The following is a 17,131-nucleotide window of genomic DNA, read 5'->3' on the forward strand; positions in this document are numbered from 1 at the left end:
CTCGCGCGTCCTAGGCTGCGAAGGCGCGTCATGCGCCTTCCATCGCAGGCAGCCGTGGAGGCGGACATGGACCATGATGCGCATCAAGGAACGGGCAATCGAAGCTGGCGCGCGCCGCTGGTCTTCATCGGCTTCGCGGCGATCGCGGCCTATTTCCTGCTGTCCGAGCATCGGCTGCATGCGCTGAGCGCGCTGCCCTGGATCCTGATCCTGTTGGCCTGCCCGCTGATGCACCTCTTCATGCATGGCGGGCATGGTGGACATGGCGGCCATGGCGGCCATGGCGGCGGCGCCGACCGGGCGGCCGCCGATGCCGCCGAACCCGGCACCCATCACCACTGAGCGGGAGGATCGAGCGATGCACGACGACGCACCGGCCTATGGCCTTTGGGGATTGGTGATCCTCAATTCGGCGATCTTCATCTTCTTCGCCTACAGCTTCTACAAGCCCACCACCTCGCGCGACTGGCGCTCGTTCAGCGCGTTCAGCGCCTTCCTCGTGGCGCTGTTCGCCGAGATGTACGGTTTTCCGCTCACCATCTATCTGCTCTCGGGCTGGCTGCAGAGCCGCTATCCCGGCGTCGACTGGTTCTCGCACGATGCCGGCCATTTGCTCGAGACGATGTTCGGCTGGCGCGTGAACCCGCATTTCGGGCCGTTCCATATCCTGAGCTTCGTGCTGATCGGCGCGGGCTTCTGGCTGATCTCGACCGGATGGACCAAGCTCTACCGCGCGCAGCGCAGTCGCATGCTCGCGACCGACGGTATCTATGCCCGCATACGGCACCCGCAATATGACGGCTTCATCCTCGTCATGCTGGGCTTCCTGTTCCAGTGGCCGACGATCCTCACGCTCGCGATGTTCCCGGTGCTGGTCTTCATGTACGTCCGGCTCGCCCGCAGCGAGGAGCGCGAGGCGCTCGCCACCTTCGGCGAGGAGTATCGCGCCTATATGGAACGCGTCCCCGGCTTCATTCCGCGCCTGCGGCCGGCGTCGCCGCCGCAGGATCGCGCCCATCGCCGGCAGTCCTGAGCTCCGCCCGGCCTATTCCCAGGGAGAAACGTCATGAGTGAACTCGTCGTCATTGCCTTCGACAGCGAAGAGAAGGCGGAAGAAATCCGCGACCGGCTGGTGAGCCTCCAGCGTTCGCACATCGTCACCCTGGCCGACGCCGTCGTCGCCACCAAGCGGCCGAATGGCAGCATCCGGCTCAGCCAGCTCGCGAGCCCGGCCACATCCGGCGCGATCAGCGGCGGCTTCTGGGGCCTTCTGATCGGCGCGCTCTTCCTCGCGCCGCATATCGGCCTGCTGGTCGGTGCGGCAAGCGGTGGCCTGGCCGGCGCGCTGACCGACGTCGGAGTCGACGACGGCTTCATGCGCGAAGTCGCCGAGGTGCTGCAACCAGGGTCTGCAGCGCTGTTCGTGCTCATCCAGAAGATGACCGAGGACAAGCTGCTCGACGAACTCAAAGGCGTCGGCGGCAAGGTGCTGCGCACCTCGCTCGATCACACCAAGGAGCAGCAGCTGCGCGACGCGCTGGACGGGGTGCTGCAGGATCACGAGGCGCGCGAGCCGGCCTAGCATCCCCCGTCCCCCGAAGCCGGCGCCGCGCCCCGCCCCTCGATCGCGGCGCCGGCTTCACCCCTCCAGCCTCAAGCGGAACCATGGCGAAGAAGCGCAAACAGCCCGATGGCTATGCGGACGAACTCCATGCGCTGCAGATCCAGCTGAGCGCGCTGCAGCGGCGCGTCATCGCGGACGGGCGCAAGCTGCTGATCCTCGTCGAGGGCCGAGACGCCGCAGGCAAGGACGGGATGATCAAGCGGATCGTCGAGCATCTGAGCCCGCGCGACACGCGCGTCGTCGCCTTGGGATCGCCCTCGGACCGCGACCGGCGCTCCTGGTATTTTCAGCGCTGGACCGGGCATCTCCCGGTTTCGGGCGAGATCGCGCTGTTCAACCGCAGCTGGTACAACCGCGCCGGGGTCGAGCGCGTCATGGGGTTCTGCACCGACGCCGAGTATGAGGAGTTCATGGTCACGGTGCCAATGTTCGAGCAGTTGCTCGCGCATTGCGGCATCACGCTCGTCAAATATTATCTCGACATCTCGAAAGGGGAACAGCGCCGCCGGCTCGCCGCGCGCGCCAAGAATCCGCTCAAGCAATGGAAGCTGAGCCCGATCGACCAGGAGGCAGGCAAGCGGTGGAAGGCCTATAGCGCCGCGCGCGACGCGATGCTGGCGCGCACGCACAGCGTGGCCGCACCCTGGATCGTCGTGCGCGCCGACGACAAGCGCCATGCGCGGCTCGCGCTGATCCGCGACCTGCTCGTTCGGTTGGGAGAGCGGGAGCGCGACGATCAGGAACTTCCCGACCCGGGCACCGTCTTCCTCTATGACGACGCCGCGCGCGAACAGGGCCTGATCGCGAAATGAAGCGGGGCCGGGACGGAGCGGCCCGTTTACCGCGAGAAGACGCGTTTGCGCCGCGTCACGTGCTGAGCATTCGACCTCGGGCAGGATAGCCGCGCGGAACGAGGCTGCAGACCTTGCGCGCTTGCTGGCGGACCTCCTCGAGATGCTCGTCGACGAACCGCTCGGCCAGGCCTTCGACGATTGGCGAGAAATGAAGATGGTCGTCGCTCGCCAGCGCGAACGCGTCCTTGAGATAATGGTCGAACACCTGGCGCAGCGACAGCCATGCGCCGGTCTCCTCCAGCCACTGGCTCGTCGTTCCCGACGAGGTGAAGCTCATCAGCCGCTTGCCCGCCGTCGCCGGCGTGCCCTGGCCCGCGCGGACCGCGCGATGCGTCATCCCCGATCCGAGCACGCGCTCGACATAGCCTTTGAGCATCGCCGGCGGCGTGCCGAACCAGATCGGATAGACCAGCACGATGACCGCGGCATCGTCGAGCAGCGCGAGTTCGGCGGCGACGTCGGGCGCGATGGCGAAGTCGGCAACGCCAGGACGCTCGCAAGCCTTGAGCACGGGATCGAAGCCCATGCGGTAGAGGTCGCGGAGCACCGCGCGCTGGCCGCATGCCTCGACCGCTTCGCAATAGGTCTCGGCGACCGCCATGGTGAAGCTGCGGACCTCGGGATGGCACGCGATCACGATGTGCTTGGGGTCGGCGCTCTCCTGGCGATCGTCCATCGCGGCCTCCCTAGGATGCAGCCGGCGCCAGCTGGGGCGACCGGTTCTCCGCCGCCCCGGCGGCGAGCGCTTGTTCGACTTCGGCGACATGGCGGACAGTTGCGACGAAGCTGTCCGGATTGAGCGAGATCGAGTCGATCCTCTCGCGCACCAGAAAGCCGGCGAACTCGGGATAGTTGCTCGGCGCCTGGCCGCAGATGCCGACCTTGATGCCCGCCTCATGCGCCGAGGCGATCGCCTGATGGATGAGCCGCGTCACGGCCTCGCTGCGCTCGTCGAACAGCGGCGCCAGGTCGCCCGAATCCCGGTCGACGCCGAGCGCGAGCTGCGTCAGGTCGTTGCTGCCGATCGAGAAGCCGTCGAAGCGCGCGGCGAATTGTTCGGCGAGGATCACGTTCGAGGGAATCTCGCACATCATATGGACTTCGAGGCCGGCGGCGCCCCGTTCGAGACCGTTCGCCGCCATCGCCTCGAGCACGCGATCGGCCTCGGCCGGCGTGCGGCAGAACGGCACCATCACCACGACATTGGCGAAGCCGATAGCCTCGCGCACGCGCTTGAGCGCGCGGCATTCGAGCGCGAAGCCCTCGCGGTAGCGCGGGTCATAGTAGCGCGACGCGCCGCGGAACCCGAGCATCGGATTCTCCTCCTTGGGCTCGAACGCGGCTCCGCCGAGGAGATGGGCATATTCGTTGGTCTTGAAGTCACTCAAGCGCACGATCACCGGGTGCGGGTGATAGACCGCGGCGATCCTGGCGATGCCGAGCGCAAGCGTCTCGACGAAGAATTCGGGCGGATCGGCGAATCCTTGGGTGAGCTTGCGGATCTCGCGCAGCGCGCCGGCGTCGCCGACGCGCTCGGGATGGAGCAGCGCCATCGGATGCGCCTTGATGGCGTTGCTGATGATGAACTCCATGCGCGCGAGCCCCACGCCCCTGGCCGGCAGCCGCCACCAGCGCAGCGCGGCGGCCGGGTCCGCGAGATTGACCATGATCGCTGTTCGGGTCTCGGGGATCTGGGCGAAATTGATCTGTTCGGCGTCGAACGCGAGCCTGCCGTCATAGACATGCCCTCGGTCTCCCTCGGCGCAGGAGAGCGTGATCGCCTGCCCTTCATGGAGCAGTTCGGTCGCATTGCCGGTGCCGACCACCGCCGGCACGCCGAGTTCGCGGCTGACGATCGCGGCATGGCTGGTCGAGCCGCCATGATCGGTGACGATCCCGGCCGCGCGCTTCATCACCGGCACCCAATCGGGATCGGTCATCTCGGTGACCAGGATCGCGCCGTCGCGGAAGCGCTCGATGTCGGCGGGGTTGCGGATCACGCAGACCTGGCCCGCGACGATCGCCTCGCCGATCGCCGATCCGGTGAGGATCGGCTGCGCAGCCTCCTTGAGCCGATAGCTCCTGAACGTCGCGTCGTGGCGGGCCGACTGCACCGTCTCGGGCCGCGCCTGGACGATGAACAGTTCGCCGGTTTCGCCGTCCTTGGCCCATTCCATGTCCATTGCGCGGCCGTAGTGCGCCTCGATCAGCACCGCCCAGCGCGCGAGCTGGAGGACTTCGGCGTCGCTGAGCACGAACGCAGCGCGCTCGCGCCGCGTCGTGTCGCGCAACACCGTCCGCGCACTGCCGCCATGTGCATAGACGAGCTTGCGCTCCTTCTCGCCCAGGGTCCGCTCGATGATCGGGCAGGCACCTGGCGTGTCGAGCAGCGGCTTGAAGACGAGATGCTTGTCGGGATTGACGCTGCCCTGCACGACCGTCTCGCCTAGGCCCCAGGCCGCGCTGATCACCACCGCCCGCGGAAAGCCCGTCTCGGTGTCGATCGAGAACATGACGCCCGAGCCGGCGAGGTCGGAGCGGACCATGCGCTGCACCCCGATCGATAGCGCGACCTTGAGATGGTCGAAGCCCTTGGTCTCGCGATAGCTGATTGCGCGATCGGTGAAGAGCGAGGCGAAGCAGCGCCGGCACGCGTCGAGCAGCTCGCGCTCGCCATGAACGTTGAGGAAGGTTTCCTGCTGGCCGGCGAAGCTCGCGTCGGGAAGATCCTCGGCAGTGGCGCTGGAGCGGACCGCCACGCCGAGCGTCTCGACGCCAGCGGTGCGGGACAGCTCGCGATAGGCTTGGCGGATCGCGTCGGCCATGTCCGCCGGGAATTCGCCGTCGAGGAACAGGCTGCGGATCGCCGCTCCGGTTTGCTGGAGCGAGGCGCGCCCAGCCTTGAAGGCGTCGAGCGATGCCTGCAGCCGGGGCGTGATCGCGTTGTGCGCGATATAGTCGCGATAGGCAGTCGCGGTCGTCGCAAACCCGTCGGGCACGGCAAGCCCGGCACCGCGCAAGGTCCGCACCATGGTCGACAGCGAGGCGTTCTTGCCACCGACAACCGCGACGTCGCCTGCCGCCGGCGCTTCGAAGCCGAGAACATAGGCTGCCTGCTCGCGCATATCCTGCTCCTATCGAGAATGGGCGCCTCGTCCTCCCGCCTGTCACGCGCGCCGCCATTGGCGAGCGCGGTGACGTGGCGGGGACGAGCTCAGGAACGCTGCAGCTCGACCAGGTCGTTCTTCTGGACCGTGCCCGACAGCACCGTCGCATTGGCAAAATGGTCGTCGACGATCGCGTCGATCCGCACGCTGCCGATCTGCTTGCGCTGGAACGTCGGCGGCCCTTTGGGACCGTGCGGATGCTCGGACACGCGATAGACGGTCAGTTCCTGACCGGCCCGGGCGCCGTCGGCCTTGCCGATGCAGACCACGACCTGCTTGCCGGTCACGTGCACGACGCTGCCGCGCATGAAGAAGGTGTGGCCAATGCCGGGTGCCTTCGCCGCGCCGGACTGCTGCGCAAAGGTCGTTGAGGGGATCACGGCGACCAGGGCCGCCGACAAGAGCATGGGCAGAAACTTCATGGGGTCCTCCCGAGGCCGGATTCGGTTTCGTGCGGACGGCGCATCCGGCGTCGGCCTCCGCGCCCGCCAGATCAGGACATCGGCGGGCGTCGGTTAGGACGGTGCCGGCCTGTGAAGATTACAGCGCCCGGATTTGTTACCTGCTGTAATCGCGCGGTCGTCGCGTCGTCCTTGGCAATGAGGATGATAGGATGAACGACGAACCGGACCCGCCCGCGAGCAACGACGCCGACCCGTCGGCCATGGACGCGGCGGTGCGGCGCGCGCTGGTTGAGAGCCGTCGCGATCTGGCGAGGTTTCTGCGCCGGCGCCTCGGCAGCAGCGGGGAAGCCGAGGAAGTCCTGCAGCGCTTCATGCTGAAGGCGCTCGAACGCTCGAACGGGCTGCGCGACGTCCGCACCGTGCGCGGCTGGCTCGGGCGCGTGCTGGCCACCACCATCGTCGATCATCAGCGTGCTGCCGCGTCGCGGCGCAAGCGTGAGCATGCGATCGATCCCGACGTGCTCGCCAACCTTCCCGAAGCGCTTATCGAGCCGGATCCGGAGGTCGACGAGGCGGTATGCCAGTGCCTCTACAAATTGCTGCCGACGCTCAAGCCGGAATATTCGGCGGTGCTCTGGCGCGCGGATCTGCTCGGCGAACCGCGCGAGCAGCTCGCGCTCAGCCTGGGCACAACGGTTAACAATGTCACCGTCAGGCTGCACCGCGCGCGCCGGGCACTGAAAGCGCGCCTCCAGCAGATGTGCCGCATGTGCGTCGCTCACGGTTTCCTGGACTGCCAGTGCGAAGAGGCCGAGCGCGTGCGAAAGCTGCGCGAAGCGTCATGAGAAATCCGTTTGCGCATCGCGCGAGATGGCGATCCCGCGTTCGCATGACTGCCTATTTCAGGGCGGGCCCAATCTATCTCGTCGCCACAGAGCTGCAGAAGGAAGGGAGTTCACGATGACTCTGGCCGAATCCGATGTCGTCGATCTGGCAGCAGGCGCTGTCGACGGCCCACTTTCGCCCGATATGCTGCGGCGGATGCACGCTTATTGGCGTGCGGCAAACTATCTGTCGGTCGGGCAGATTTATCTGCGCGACAACCCCCTGCTCGAACGTCCGCTGACGCGCGCCGACATCAAGCCACGGTTGCTCGGTCACTGGGGAACAACGCCCGGGTTGAACCTGCTCTACGTCCATCTCAACCGGCTGATTGTCGAGCGGGGCGTGAACATGATCGTGGTGATCGGGCCGGGTCATGGCGGCCCGGCGATGGTGGCAAACACCTATCTCGAGGGAAGCTACACCGAGCGCTTCCCGGCGATCGAGCGCAGCCGCGTGGGCATGACCCGCCTGTTCCGGCAATTCTCTTGGCCCGGCGGCATCCCGAGCCACGTGGCCCCGGAAACGCCGGGCTCGATCCACGAAGGCGGCGAACTGGGCTACAGCCTTGCCCATGCCTATGGTGCGGTGTTCGACAACCCCGACCTGATCGCGGCCTGCGTGGTCGGCGACGGCGAAGCGGAAACCGGTGCGCTGGCGACGAGTTGGCACAGCAACAAGTTTATCAATCCGGCGCGGGACGGCGCGGTACTGCCGATCCTGCACCTCAACGGCTTCAAGATCGCCAATCCCGCGGTGCTGGCGCGGATAGACCGCGATGAACTGACCGCGCTCCTCAGGGGCTACGGGCATGAGCCGTGGTTCGTCGAGAGCGATGATCCGATCGCGGTCCACCAGCTTCTCGCCGCGACGCTCGATTCGGTGGTGGAGCGCATCCACGTCATCCAGGCCGCGGCGCGGTCGGGAACCGGCGACAACGAACGGCCGCGATGGCCGATGATCGTGCTCAAGACGCCGAAAGGCTGGACCGGACCGAAGGTGGTCGACGGCAAGCCGGTCGAGGGCACCTGGCGCGCGCACCAGGTACCGATCGCCAATTTCGACCGGCCCGGTCACCTCGAGCAGTTGGAGGAATGGCTGCTGAGCTATCGCCCGGCCGAGCTGTTCGATGAGAATGGCAAATTCCGGGAGGATTATGCCTCGCTCGCGCCGACTGGCCACCGGCGGATGGGCTCCAATCCGCATGCCAATGGCGGGGAGCTGACCGTGCCGCTGTCGCTGCCCGATTTCCGGGACCATGCGGTCTCTACTGGTCACGGCGCGATCAAGGCCCCGGCAACGACGGTGCTGGGCGGCTATATCCGGGACGTCATGGCGCGGAACCTCGATGCCGCGAATTTCAGGTTGTTCGGTCCCGACGAGACCGCGTCGAACCGGTTGCAGGCGGTGTACCAGGTCACCGGCAAGGAATGGATGGCGCGGACCGACGCGATCGACGAGAATCTCGACCGCAACGGCCGGGTGATGGAGGTGCTGAGTGAGCATCTCTGCCAAGGGTGGTTGGAAGGCTATCTGCTGACCGGCCGGCACGGGCTGTTCTCGTGCTACGAGGCGTTCGTCCATATCGTCGATTCGATGGTCAATCAGCATGCCAAATGGCTGAAAGTGGCGCGGACTATTTCTTGGCGAAGGCCGATTCCCTCGCTCAACTATCTGCTCACCTCGCATGTCTGGCGCCAGGACCATAACGGCTTGTCGCACCAGGAACCGGGCTTCATCGATCATGTCGTGAACAAGAAGGCGGACGTGGCGCGTATCTACCTGCCGCCCGACGCCAACTGCCTGCTGTCGGTGGCCGACCATTGTCTGCGCAGCCGCGATTACGTGAACGTCATCGTCGCCGGCAAGGATCCGGAATGGCAGTGGCTCGGGATCGACGAGGCGGTGCGGCACTGCACCGCGGGCGCCGGCATCTGGGATTGGGCAAGCGATCCGGGCGAGCCGGACGTGGTGATGGCCTGTGCCGGTGATGTGCCCACGCTGGAGACGATGGCGGCGGTGATGCTGCTGCGCGAACAGGTTCCCGATATCCGCGTCCGGGTGATCAACGTCGTCGACCTGATGGTGCTCCAACCCCAATCCGAGCATCCCCACGGGCTCGACGACCGGACATTCGATGCGCTGTTCACCGGCGACCGGCCGGTGATCTTCGCCTTTCACGGCTATCCCGCCTTGGTCCACAAGCTGACCTATCGCCGCACCAACCACGACAATTTCCATGTCCGCGGCTACAAGGAGGAAGGCACGACCACCACGCCGTTCGACATGGTGGTGCTGAACGATCTCGACCGCTATCGCCTGGCGCTCGACGCGATTCAGCGGGTGCCGAGGCTGCGCGACCAGGTGGAGGCGGCGGAGGCGCGCTACTGGACCGCGATCGAGCGGCACAAGCTCCACATCGCCGAGCATGGCGAGGATCTGCCCGAAATTCGCGACTGGCAGTGGCGCCGGTGACTGACCCTGGCGGGAGGTCCATACTCACGCTGAACGCGGGGTCGTCGTCGCTGAAGTTCGGCCTCTACGATATCGGCCGGAACCATGTCGCGGAAATGGCAACGGGAGAGATCGAGGGCATCGTCGCCGACCCGTTTGCCCGGATCGAGGCAATGCTCGGCGGCGTCCGGCCTGGGATGATCGGCCATCGCGTGGTACATGGTGGCCCTTCACTGAGCGATCCCGTCCGGATCGACGCGCCGGTCATCGCGGTGCTCGAGCAGGCGTCCGCCTTCGCTCCGCTCCATGGCCCGGCAGCGCTGGCACTGATCCGTTTGGCTGGGCGCCGGTACCCCGATGTGCCGCAGATCGCGTGCTTCGATACCGCCTTCCACGCCGATCTGCCGGATCTGGCCGCTACGCTGGCGGTACCGAAGGCGTTGCGCGCGCAGGGCGTCCGCCGATACGGCTTCCATGGCCTGTCGTGCCAGTCCATCATCCGCCAGCTCGCGCACGATTTGCCCAACAGGCTGGTGGTCGCGCATCTGGGCAGCGGCGCCAGTGTGACCGCGATCCGGAATGGCCGGTCGATCGACACCAGCATGGGGCTCACGCCATCGGGCGGCGTCGTGATGGCGACACGCGCGGGCGATCTCGACCCGGGCCTGTTGTTCTACCTGATGCGCGAACGGCGCATGGACTCAGCTGCGATCGAGCGGTTGATCGACCGGCAATCGGGGTTGCTGGGCGTGTCCGGCCTGTCCAGCGACCTGCGCCGGTTGCGCGCCGCAGCGTCGACGAACGCCGATGCCGATCTCGCCATTCGCCTCTTCTGCCGCTCGGTTGCCAGAGCGATTGCGGCAATGATGACGGCGCTGGGGGGAGCGGACACGATCGTCTTTACTGGCGGCATCGGCGAGAACGATGCACTCGTCCGTGCGGCAATCTGCCGGGATCTCGAATGGGCGGGCGTCGATACCGGCGGGACGACCGGGCGTATCCAGGTGCGCACATTGCCGTCACGCGAGGATGAGGAGATTGCGTGGGGTATAGCCGCACTGCTGGCAAACGAGCGAAAGGGTGGCAACGACTGAGGTGATCTTGCTCACCGCGACGCTTCCGGCAGCTCTGCTGCAAGTTGTGCTATCGAAATCGCCTTGCCGGAAGAGTGCCGGCTACCTGGTTAAATGCGTGCGGCCTTGTCCCGGAGCGTGACGATCCCGCTCGATGTAAGATTCCGCAACCGATCACGTCTGAAGGTCTGGAGCCACGCCGCACCGGCGCGGCATGGCGCTGAAGGGGTGTCGCATGAACGTCCTGGTCGATCTCCGGTCAACGGCTTCGGCACCCCTGGCGATCGTCGGCAACTACCCGCCCCGGCGTTGCGGCATCGCCACTTTCACGCAGGACCTTCATCGCGCACTCTGCGCAGCCGCGCCGGACCGCCGGTGCCTGGCGGTCGCGGTGAGCGATGCGCACGGCCCCTATGCCTATCCCGCCGAGGTTTCGGTCGAGATCGACCAGGATGATCCCGCTTCCTATATCGCCGCAGCCGATCGATTGAACCAGGCCGGAGTCGCCGCGGTCAGCCTCCAGCATGAGTTCGGCATCTTCGGTGGACCCGCGGGCAGTCACGTGCTTGCCCTGCTCGACCGGCTGCAGGCCGAAGTGGTCATCACGCTCCATACCGTGCTCACGCATCCCGACGCCGAGCAGCGTCGTGTGATGGAACGACTGATCGCGCGCTCGGCGCGCCTGGTGGTGATGGCCGAAAAGGGCCGCCAGATCCTCATCGACACCTATGGCGTGGCCCAGGCCAAGATTGCCGTGGTTCCCCATGGCATTCCGGACCAGCCGCTGATGCATCCCGGGCAGGCCAAGGCCGATCTCGACGCCGCCGGCCGGAAGGTCTTGCTCACCTTCGGGCTGCTGTCGCCCAACAAGGGCATCGAGGTGGTGATCGAAGCGCTGCCGGCGATCGTGCGCGCGCATCCCGACCTCCTCTATCTGGTGGTCGGCGCGACGCATCCCAACCTCCGCCGCCACGAGGGCGAACGCTATCGCGAAAGCTTGGCCGACCGCGCGGCGGCATTGGGCGTCGAACGCAACATTCGCTTTATCGATGGCTTTCTCGATCTGCCCGATCTGCTCGACTATATCGCCGCGGCCGACATCTATGTGACGCCCTATCTCAACGAAGCGCAGATCACCTCGGGGACGCTCGCTTATGCTGTGGGGCTCGGCAAGGCGGTGGTGTCGACGCCCTATTGGTACGCGCGGGAGTTGCTGGCCGACGGCCGCGGCGTGCTCGTTCCCTTCGCCGATGTGCGCGCCATCGGCGAGACGATAAGCGGGCTGCTCGCGAATCCGGTATTGCGCGCGCGCCTGGAGCGAAGCGCCGCGCTGCTCGGCACGGCGATGTGCTGGTCCGCGGTCGGACGTCGCCATCTGGCGCTGCTCGCGCGCGGGCGGGGCGGCAGGCAGCTTGTCGCAAGGCCGCAGCCGTTCAAGGAGAAGGCAATGCCATCCGCAGCCGCATCGCGGGAAGGCGTCGTCGATGCCACGCTGGCGCTCGCCGGCGTGGCCTGAGCAATCCGCAGGATCGCCCACCGTGCCGTCGCCCGCCTATGTCAAGCGGCTCTCGGTCCAGCTCCGTCCCGATCCGGCTCGCGTGGTCATCCGGCCCTATGTCCCGGCGGACGATCCCCCGGAGTTTGCCGGACAACCCCATTCGCGTGCGCAGCGGATCGCCGACCGGGTGCTCGCGCTCGAAGGCGAGGCGCTGGCGGTCGAACTTGCGCGGCTCCTTGAGGAATATGCGAGCCGCCACCAGAATGCGGAATGCGCTTTCCTGCGCCGCTTTCATGAAGTCCAGGGGCAACTGATCGACGCGCCGGACGTCGGCCATGACCAGGCGCTGCTGATCGGCGCCTATTTCTGCCACGAATATTCCTATGAGGCGGCTGCGCTGTTCAATCCGAGCATCGTGCCCCACCCAGACCAGTCTGGCCTGCCGCCCGACACGATCCGCTTCGTCATGTCGCTGCGCGGCGTCGGCGAGGGCCATATCTCGTCGATCACCTTCCGCACCGGCTGCTGCGGGCCAGGCGGCGCTCCTGTGGTCGATCCTGCCAGCAGCCGCTCGGTCGTGCCGCGGGTCGAGTTCCTCGATGCCGCAATTCCCGACGCCGGCGTGCGCATCCTGTGCGACGGAAGCCACCAGCTTTCCGAGTGCGTGATCGTGCCGACCACTCCCAGCCAGCGGCACGGACTCGAGGATTTGCGGCTCGTCCGGTTCGTCGAGGACGACGGCAGCATCGCCTATCTCGGCACCTACACCGCGTTCAGCGGCGAGGCGATCCGCCAGGAAGTGCTCAGCACCAGCGATTTCCGCAATTTCGAGCTGCGGCCGCTCGGCGGCGACGCGGCAGCGGGCAAGGGCATGGCGCTGTTTCCGCGGCGGATCGGCGGCCGCTTCGCCATGCTCGCGCGCCAGGATCACGAGAATCTGTGGTTCCTGACCTCGGACAGGCTGCACGATTGGAGCGGCGGGTCGCGGGCGATCACGCCACGCTGGCCATGGGAGTTCGTGCAGATCGGCAATTGCGGATCCCCGATCGAGATCGACGAGGGCTGGCTGGTCGTCACGCACGGCGTAGGTTTCATGCGCAACTACGGGATCGGCGCGTGCCTGCTGGATCGCGACGATCCGTCCAAGCTGCTCGCGCGAATGAGCCGGCCGCTGCTCCGGGCCGATGGCGGGGAGCGCGAGGGCTATGTGCCCAACGTGACGTATAGCTGCGGTGCGATGGCCCATGGGCGCATGCTGGTGCTGCCCTATGCGATCGCCGACAGCTTCACGACATTCGCGACCGTGCCGCTCGACAATCTGCTTGCCGCAATGTCCTAGCACGGCATCGGCACGGACCATGGCAAGGATTTCGCGTAATTCCAGCGCATTCGGGGCGGCGCCAAGGCGGCGCCACCCCGATGCTCGACTTCCCGGCCGACGCCGAAGCGCCGGGCGGCCTATTGGCGGCGATCGCCCATCAGCCGCAGCAGGAACAGGAACAGGTTGATGAAGTCGAGATAGAGCGTCAGCGCGCCCAGAACCTCCGCCTTCCCGCGAAACGCGCCGTTCCCGACCTCGGAATAGAGGTTCTTGATCCGCTGCGTGTCATAGGCGGTGAGGCCAGCGAACAGCAGCACGCCGACGACGCTGACGATCAGGTCCATCGCCGAGGAGCGGAGGAACATGTTGACCAGCATCGCGATGATCAGGCCGAATAGCCCCATGATCAAAAAGGTGCCGAATCCCGACAGGTCCTTTCTGGTCACATAGCCCCAAAGGCTCAGCCCGGCGAACGCCGCTGCGGAGACGAAGAAGGTCTGGGCGACGCTGACGCCGGTATAGGCGAGCAGGACCGTCGACAGCGAGACGCCCATCAGTGCGGCATAGGCCCAGAAGATTGCCCGGGCGGCACCGGTCGGGAGCCGATTGAGGCCGAAGCTGAAGACGAGCACCAGCGCCAAGGGCGCGAACACCGCGACCCAGCCGAGCGTCGTCGGCGTACCGGCCGGGCCAAAGAACAGCGAGCGTGCGGTATCATCGCCGGCCACCAAGAACGCCACGATGCCGGACAGCAGCACGCCGCTGACCATATAGTTGTAAACCGAAAGCATATGCGACCGCAGCCCGGCGTCGACGACGCCGGTGATGGCGTCGCTGCGCTGGGCGGGCGGCACGGCAGTATTGATCGGATCTGCCATTTCGAATCCTCCTGCATGCGCGCCGGCGCCCCGAGGCGGCATCCGGCTCCTGCAAGGCTGAAGACGCGCACCGGGGCACGACATTACAGGCAGGAGTGCCAGCATTTCATCGCGCCATGCCAAGCGTAATTTTCGAAGGGCGGCGGCGTCTCGTTCAGCAGGACCGGCAAGCGGCCGGGACCGATCACGGACGGGAACGGGTGAACACACCATGGATCTGATCGATTTTCGCCAGCACGCATTCGGCCGGCGCCGATTTGTCCAGGGTGTTTCGGCGACCGCGGCATTGGTCGCTTTCGGCGGACGCGCGATCGCCGCAGGGGCCTCCGTTGCCACGTCCGGCGGCCCGCCCGAGCTGAGCGGCACCGAGTTCGATCTCGAGATCGCCGCGGTGCCGGTGAACTACACCGGCAGGCAACGCCTGGCGACCGCGGTCAACGGGCGCGTGCCCGGCCCGTTGCTGCGCATGCGCGAAGGCGACACCGTGACGCTCCGCGTGACCAACAGGCTCAAGGAGATGACCAGCATCCACTGGCATGGCTTGGAGCTGCCCGCCGAGATGGATGGCGTGCCGGGGATCAGCTTCGGCGGCATCGGACCGGGCGAGACCTTTACCTATCGCTTCACTGTCCGCCAGAGCGGGACCTATTGGTATCATGCGCATACGCTCGCCGAGCAGACCGGGCTGTTCGGGGCGATGATCGTCGAGCCTCGGACTCCCGAACCGCTCGCGGCCGACCGCGACTATGTGGTGATGCTGAGCGACTGGACCGACGAGCCGCCGCTTCAGGTCTACCTCAATCTCAAGAAGATGAGCGGCTATTATAATTTCGCCCAGCCGACAGTCGGTGGCTTTTTCGACGATGTCGCGAAGCTGGGGCTTTCGAAGGCTATCGCCAAACGCCGGATGTGGAACGGCGCGCGGATGAATCCGACCGACTATAGCGACGTCTCTGCGGCAACCTACACCTACCTGATGAACGGGACCGCGCCGGCGGGCAACTGGACCGCGATCGCCCGCGCCGGCGAGCGCGTGCGCCTGCGGTTCGTCGGCGCAGGCACCGCGACGATCTTCGATGTGCGGATCCCCGGCCTCAAGCTGCTGGTGGTCTCGACCGACGGCCAGCCGGTCGTGCCGGTCGAGGTCGACGAGTTCCGGATCGCGCCGGGCGAGACGTACGACGTTCTCGTCACGCTGCCCGACGACCGCGCCTATACGATCTTCGCGCAGTCGCTCGACCGGACCGGCTATGCCCGCGGCACGCTGGCGCCGCGGACGGGCATGACCGCGGAGGTACCGCGCCTGGACCCCCGGCAATGGCTCGATCCCGTCGACATGATGGGTGCGATGGCCGCCATGTCGGGCGACATGTCCGACATGCCGCCGCCGGCGCGCCACGCCCGGACCGAATATGGACCGACGACCGACATGCGGGTCGACTATCCGCGCACCAATCTCGACGACCCCGGCGCCGGGCTGCGCGACAACGGCCGCCGCGTGCTCACCTATGCCGATCTCAAGAGGCCGGGCGGTGCACCCGACTCGCGCGTTCCCGCTCGCGAGATCGAACTGCACCTGACCGGCAACATGGAACGCTTCATCTGGTCGATCGACGGCGTGAAGCTCAACGATTCAAAGCCGATCCATTTCCACAGGGACGAACGGCTGCGGATCACCTTCGTCAACGACACGATGATGGCGCATCCGATGCATCTCCACGGGATGTGGAGCGATCTCGAGGACCCTGGAGGCGGGTTTCTTGTGCGCAAGCACACCATTCTGATCCAGCCGGCGCAGCGCGTGAGCTTCGGCGTGAACGCCGACGCGCCGGGGCGCTGGGCGTTTCATTGCCATCTGCTCTATCACATGGCGGCGGGCATGTTCCGTGAGGTGGTGGTCGCATGAGCACGCGCTCCATTCGCCGCCATCTGCTTCGGACGTCCAGCGCGGCGTTGCTGCTGGGTTTATCGCCGCTGGCCATCGGCCCCGCTTATGCGCAAGCGCAAGACCAGCATCAGACGGCACCCGATGCGCCGTCGATGGAAGGCATGGACCATAGCGCCCCTGCGAGCGCGGCGAGCCCCTCGCCAGCCCAGCCCCCTGACCAATCGATGGCCGGAATGGACATGAGCGCCCCGTCGAGCGGGACGACGATGCGCATGGGCGCGATGCAGGGCGGCAAACCGCCTGCGGACGCGCGCGATCCCAATGCGTATGCCGACGGATATCGAAATTCGACGCTGCCCGGCTTCGAAAAGGCCGACCAGATCCGCGTCGGCAAGGTGCTGATTGACGAACTCGAGTTCGTGCGCACCCGTGGTCAGAACGGTATTGCCTGGTCGGCTCAGGTCACCCAGGGTGGCGACAACGACAAGCTCTGGATCCGCAGCCGGGGCATCAAGGTCGCGGGCGAGCCCATCGACGCGGACACGAGCGTGGAGGCATTCTGGTGGCATGCGACGGGGCCGTTCTGGGGTCGCATGCTCGGCGTCCGTCAGGACGTGGGTCCCGGCGCGCACAGCTGGCTTGCAGCCGGAGTCGAGGGTCTCGCGCCCTATTGGTTCGACATCGAACTCACCGGCTATCTCGGCGACGATGGTCGCGTGGGGGCGCGTGCGAAGGCGTCCTTCGACCTTCGGCTCACCAACCGTCTGATCCTGACGCCCCAGGCCGAAGTCAACGCCTATAGCGTCAAGGATGTCGCCCGCACGCTCGGCAGCGGTGTCACCAGCGCTGAGCTCGGCCTGCGGCTGCGCTACGAAGTGGTGCGCAAGGTCGCGCCCTATGTCGGCTATGTGTGGGAACCTTCCTTCGGCAGTACCGCGGACCTGAGGCGCGCGCGCGGCGAACCCGCAAGCGAGCGGCGCTTCGTGGCGGGCGTACGGCTCTGGTGGTGAGCTGCATTCCGCAGACCGGCAGCGCACGGGTGTAAGCTCGGGGAGGCCGGCGCGTCCTAAGAAGTGTCCGGAACAGGA

The 17,131-nt window shown here is 66.6% G+C and carries 15 protein-coding genes; 11 read left to right on the forward strand and 4 right to left on the reverse strand.

Annotated elements, in window-relative coordinates; all coding sequences use genetic code 11:
• Positions 1–30: 30 nt before the first annotated feature.
• The 4 genes from AC3WT0_RS08285 (at position 31) to ppk2 (ending at position 2,436) form a co-directional block, all read left to right on the forward strand.
• A complete protein-coding gene (locus AC3WT0_RS08285) occupies positions 31–342 on the forward strand; it encodes a DUF2933 domain-containing protein (protein WP_492753035.1) in 312 nt (103 codons plus the stop codon).
• A gap of 16 nt (positions 343–358) precedes the next feature.
• Complete coding sequence (locus AC3WT0_RS08290) at positions 359–1,033, forward strand: methyltransferase family protein (RefSeq protein WP_492753037.1); 675 nt, start codon at positions 359–361, stop codon at positions 1,031–1,033.
• A gap of 33 nt (positions 1,034–1,066) precedes the next feature.
• Positions 1,067–1,582, forward strand: coding sequence for a DUF1269 domain-containing protein (locus AC3WT0_RS08295; RefSeq protein ID WP_492753039.1), 516 nt, complete (start codon positions 1,067–1,069; stop codon positions 1,580–1,582).
• An 83-nt stretch (positions 1,583–1,665) separates the two neighbouring features.
• Entirely contained in the window at positions 1,666–2,436 is a 771-nt protein-coding gene (gene ppk2 / locus AC3WT0_RS08300) for a polyphosphate kinase 2 (RefSeq protein WP_492753040.1), read from the forward strand.
• Between the two features lie 55 nt (positions 2,437–2,491).
• On the opposite strand, the gene AC3WT0_RS08305 is transcribed toward ppk2, so the two are convergent.
• From AC3WT0_RS08305 to AC3WT0_RS08315, 3 genes are all read right to left on the reverse strand, one after another.
• The gene (locus tag AC3WT0_RS08305) at positions 2,492–3,154 is read right to left on the reverse strand and encodes an NAD(P)H-dependent oxidoreductase (protein ID WP_492753041.1); all 663 of its coding nucleotides are present in this window, start codon (positions 3,152–3,154) and stop codon (positions 2,492–2,494) included.
• A gap of 10 nt (positions 3,155–3,164) precedes the next feature.
• Positions 3,165–5,603 carry a phosphoenolpyruvate synthase gene (ppsA, locus tag AC3WT0_RS08310; RefSeq protein ID WP_492753042.1) on the reverse strand — a complete coding sequence of 813 codons (2,439 nt, stop codon included), beginning with the start codon at positions 5,601–5,603 and terminating at the stop codon, positions 3,165–3,167.
• Between the two features lie 89 nt (positions 5,604–5,692).
• Entirely contained in the window at positions 5,693–6,067 is a 375-nt protein-coding gene (locus tag AC3WT0_RS08315; protein ID WP_492753043.1) for a hypothetical protein, read from the reverse strand.
• Positions 6,068–6,258: 191 nt separating this feature from the next.
• Here AC3WT0_RS08315 and AC3WT0_RS08320 point away from each other — a divergent pair, with 191 nt between their 5' ends.
• From AC3WT0_RS08320 to AC3WT0_RS08340, 5 genes are all read left to right on the forward strand, one after another.
• A complete protein-coding gene (locus AC3WT0_RS08320; RefSeq protein WP_492753044.1) occupies positions 6,259–6,894 on the forward strand; it encodes an RNA polymerase sigma factor in 636 nt (211 codons plus the stop codon).
• 115 nt (positions 6,895–7,009) lie between these two features.
• Complete coding sequence (locus tag AC3WT0_RS08325) at positions 7,010–9,406, forward strand: phosphoketolase family protein (protein ID WP_492753045.1); 2,397 nt, start codon at positions 7,010–7,012, stop codon at positions 9,404–9,406.
• Entirely contained in the window at positions 9,403–10,479 is a 1,077-nt protein-coding gene (locus AC3WT0_RS08330) for an acetate/propionate family kinase (protein ID WP_492753046.1), read from the forward strand. The genes AC3WT0_RS08325 and AC3WT0_RS08330 overlap by 4 nt, the downstream gene beginning before the upstream one ends.
• A gap of 214 nt (positions 10,480–10,693) precedes the next feature.
• Complete coding sequence (locus AC3WT0_RS08335; protein ID WP_492753047.1) at positions 10,694–11,974, forward strand: glycosyltransferase family 4 protein; 1,281 nt, start codon at positions 10,694–10,696, stop codon at positions 11,972–11,974.
• Positions 11,943–13,295: a glycoside hydrolase family 130 protein gene (locus tag AC3WT0_RS08340; RefSeq protein ID WP_492753048.1), complete on the forward strand. Its 1,353-nt coding sequence runs from the start codon at positions 11,943–11,945 to the stop codon at positions 13,293–13,295. Before AC3WT0_RS08335 ends, AC3WT0_RS08340 begins: the two co-directional genes overlap by 32 nt.
• A 119-nt stretch (positions 13,296–13,414) precedes the next feature.
• Here the strand turns inward: AC3WT0_RS08340 and AC3WT0_RS08345 are convergent, their stop codons facing one another.
• On the reverse strand, positions 13,415–14,068 hold the full coding sequence (locus AC3WT0_RS08345) for a Bax inhibitor-1/YccA family protein (RefSeq protein WP_492753155.1): 654 nt from the start codon (positions 14,066–14,068) through the stop codon (positions 13,415–13,417).
• Between the two features lie 298 nt (positions 14,069–14,366).
• Here AC3WT0_RS08345 and AC3WT0_RS08350 point away from each other — a divergent pair, with 298 nt between their 5' ends.
• The gene (locus AC3WT0_RS08350; RefSeq protein ID WP_492753049.1) at positions 14,367–16,061 is read left to right on the forward strand and encodes a copper resistance system multicopper oxidase; all 1,695 of its coding nucleotides are present in this window, start codon (positions 14,367–14,369) and stop codon (positions 16,059–16,061) included.
• Positions 16,058–17,053: a copper resistance protein B gene (locus tag AC3WT0_RS08355; protein ID WP_492753050.1), complete on the forward strand. Its 996-nt coding sequence runs from the start codon at positions 16,058–16,060 to the stop codon at positions 17,051–17,053. Before AC3WT0_RS08350 ends, AC3WT0_RS08355 begins: the two co-directional genes overlap by 4 nt.
• Positions 17,054–17,131 lie beyond the last annotated feature (78 nt).

The sequence above is a fragment of the Sphingomonas sp. EU05-FHT14C10 genome (assembly GCF_058790595.1).

Bases quoted from the DNA above. Each gene is read 5' to 3' on its own strand.
- AC3WT0_RS08290 (WP_492753037.1), top strand. From the start codon at position 359: ATGCACGACGACGCACCGGCCTATGGCCTTTGGGGATTGGTGATCCTC.
- AC3WT0_RS08315 (WP_492753043.1), bottom strand. From the start codon at position 6,067: ATGAAGTTTCTGCCCATGCTCTTGTCGGCGGCCCTGGTCGCCGTGATC.
- AC3WT0_RS08285 (WP_492753035.1), top strand. From the start codon at position 31: ATGCGCCTTCCATCGCAGGCAGCCGTGGAGGCGGACATGGACCATGAT.
- AC3WT0_RS08320 (WP_492753044.1), top strand. From the start codon at position 6,259: ATGAACGACGAACCGGACCCGCCCGCGAGCAACGACGCCGACCCGTCG.
- AC3WT0_RS08345 (WP_492753155.1), bottom strand. From the start codon at position 14,068: ATGCTTTCGGTTTACAACTATATGGTCAGCGGCGTGCTGCTGTCCGGC.
- AC3WT0_RS08350 (WP_492753049.1), top strand. From the start codon at position 14,367: ATGGATCTGATCGATTTTCGCCAGCACGCATTCGGCCGGCGCCGATTT.
- AC3WT0_RS08355 (WP_492753050.1), top strand. From the start codon at position 16,058: ATGAGCACGCGCTCCATTCGCCGCCATCTGCTTCGGACGTCCAGCGCG.
- AC3WT0_RS08340 (WP_492753048.1), top strand. From the start codon at position 11,943: ATGCCACGCTGGCGCTCGCCGGCGTGGCCTGAGCAATCCGCAGGATCG.
- AC3WT0_RS08325 (WP_492753045.1), top strand. From the start codon at position 7,010: ATGACTCTGGCCGAATCCGATGTCGTCGATCTGGCAGCAGGCGCTGTC.
- ppk2 (WP_492753040.1), top strand. From the start codon at position 1,666: ATGGCGAAGAAGCGCAAACAGCCCGATGGCTATGCGGACGAACTCCAT.
- ppsA (WP_492753042.1), bottom strand. From the start codon at position 5,603: ATGCGCGAGCAGGCAGCCTATGTTCTCGGCTTCGAAGCGCCGGCGGCA.
- AC3WT0_RS08295 (WP_492753039.1), top strand. From the start codon at position 1,067: ATGAGTGAACTCGTCGTCATTGCCTTCGACAGCGAAGAGAAGGCGGAA.
- AC3WT0_RS08335 (WP_492753047.1), top strand. From the start codon at position 10,694: ATGAACGTCCTGGTCGATCTCCGGTCAACGGCTTCGGCACCCCTGGCG.
- AC3WT0_RS08305 (WP_492753041.1), bottom strand. From the start codon at position 3,154: ATGGACGATCGCCAGGAGAGCGCCGACCCCAAGCACATCGTGATCGCG.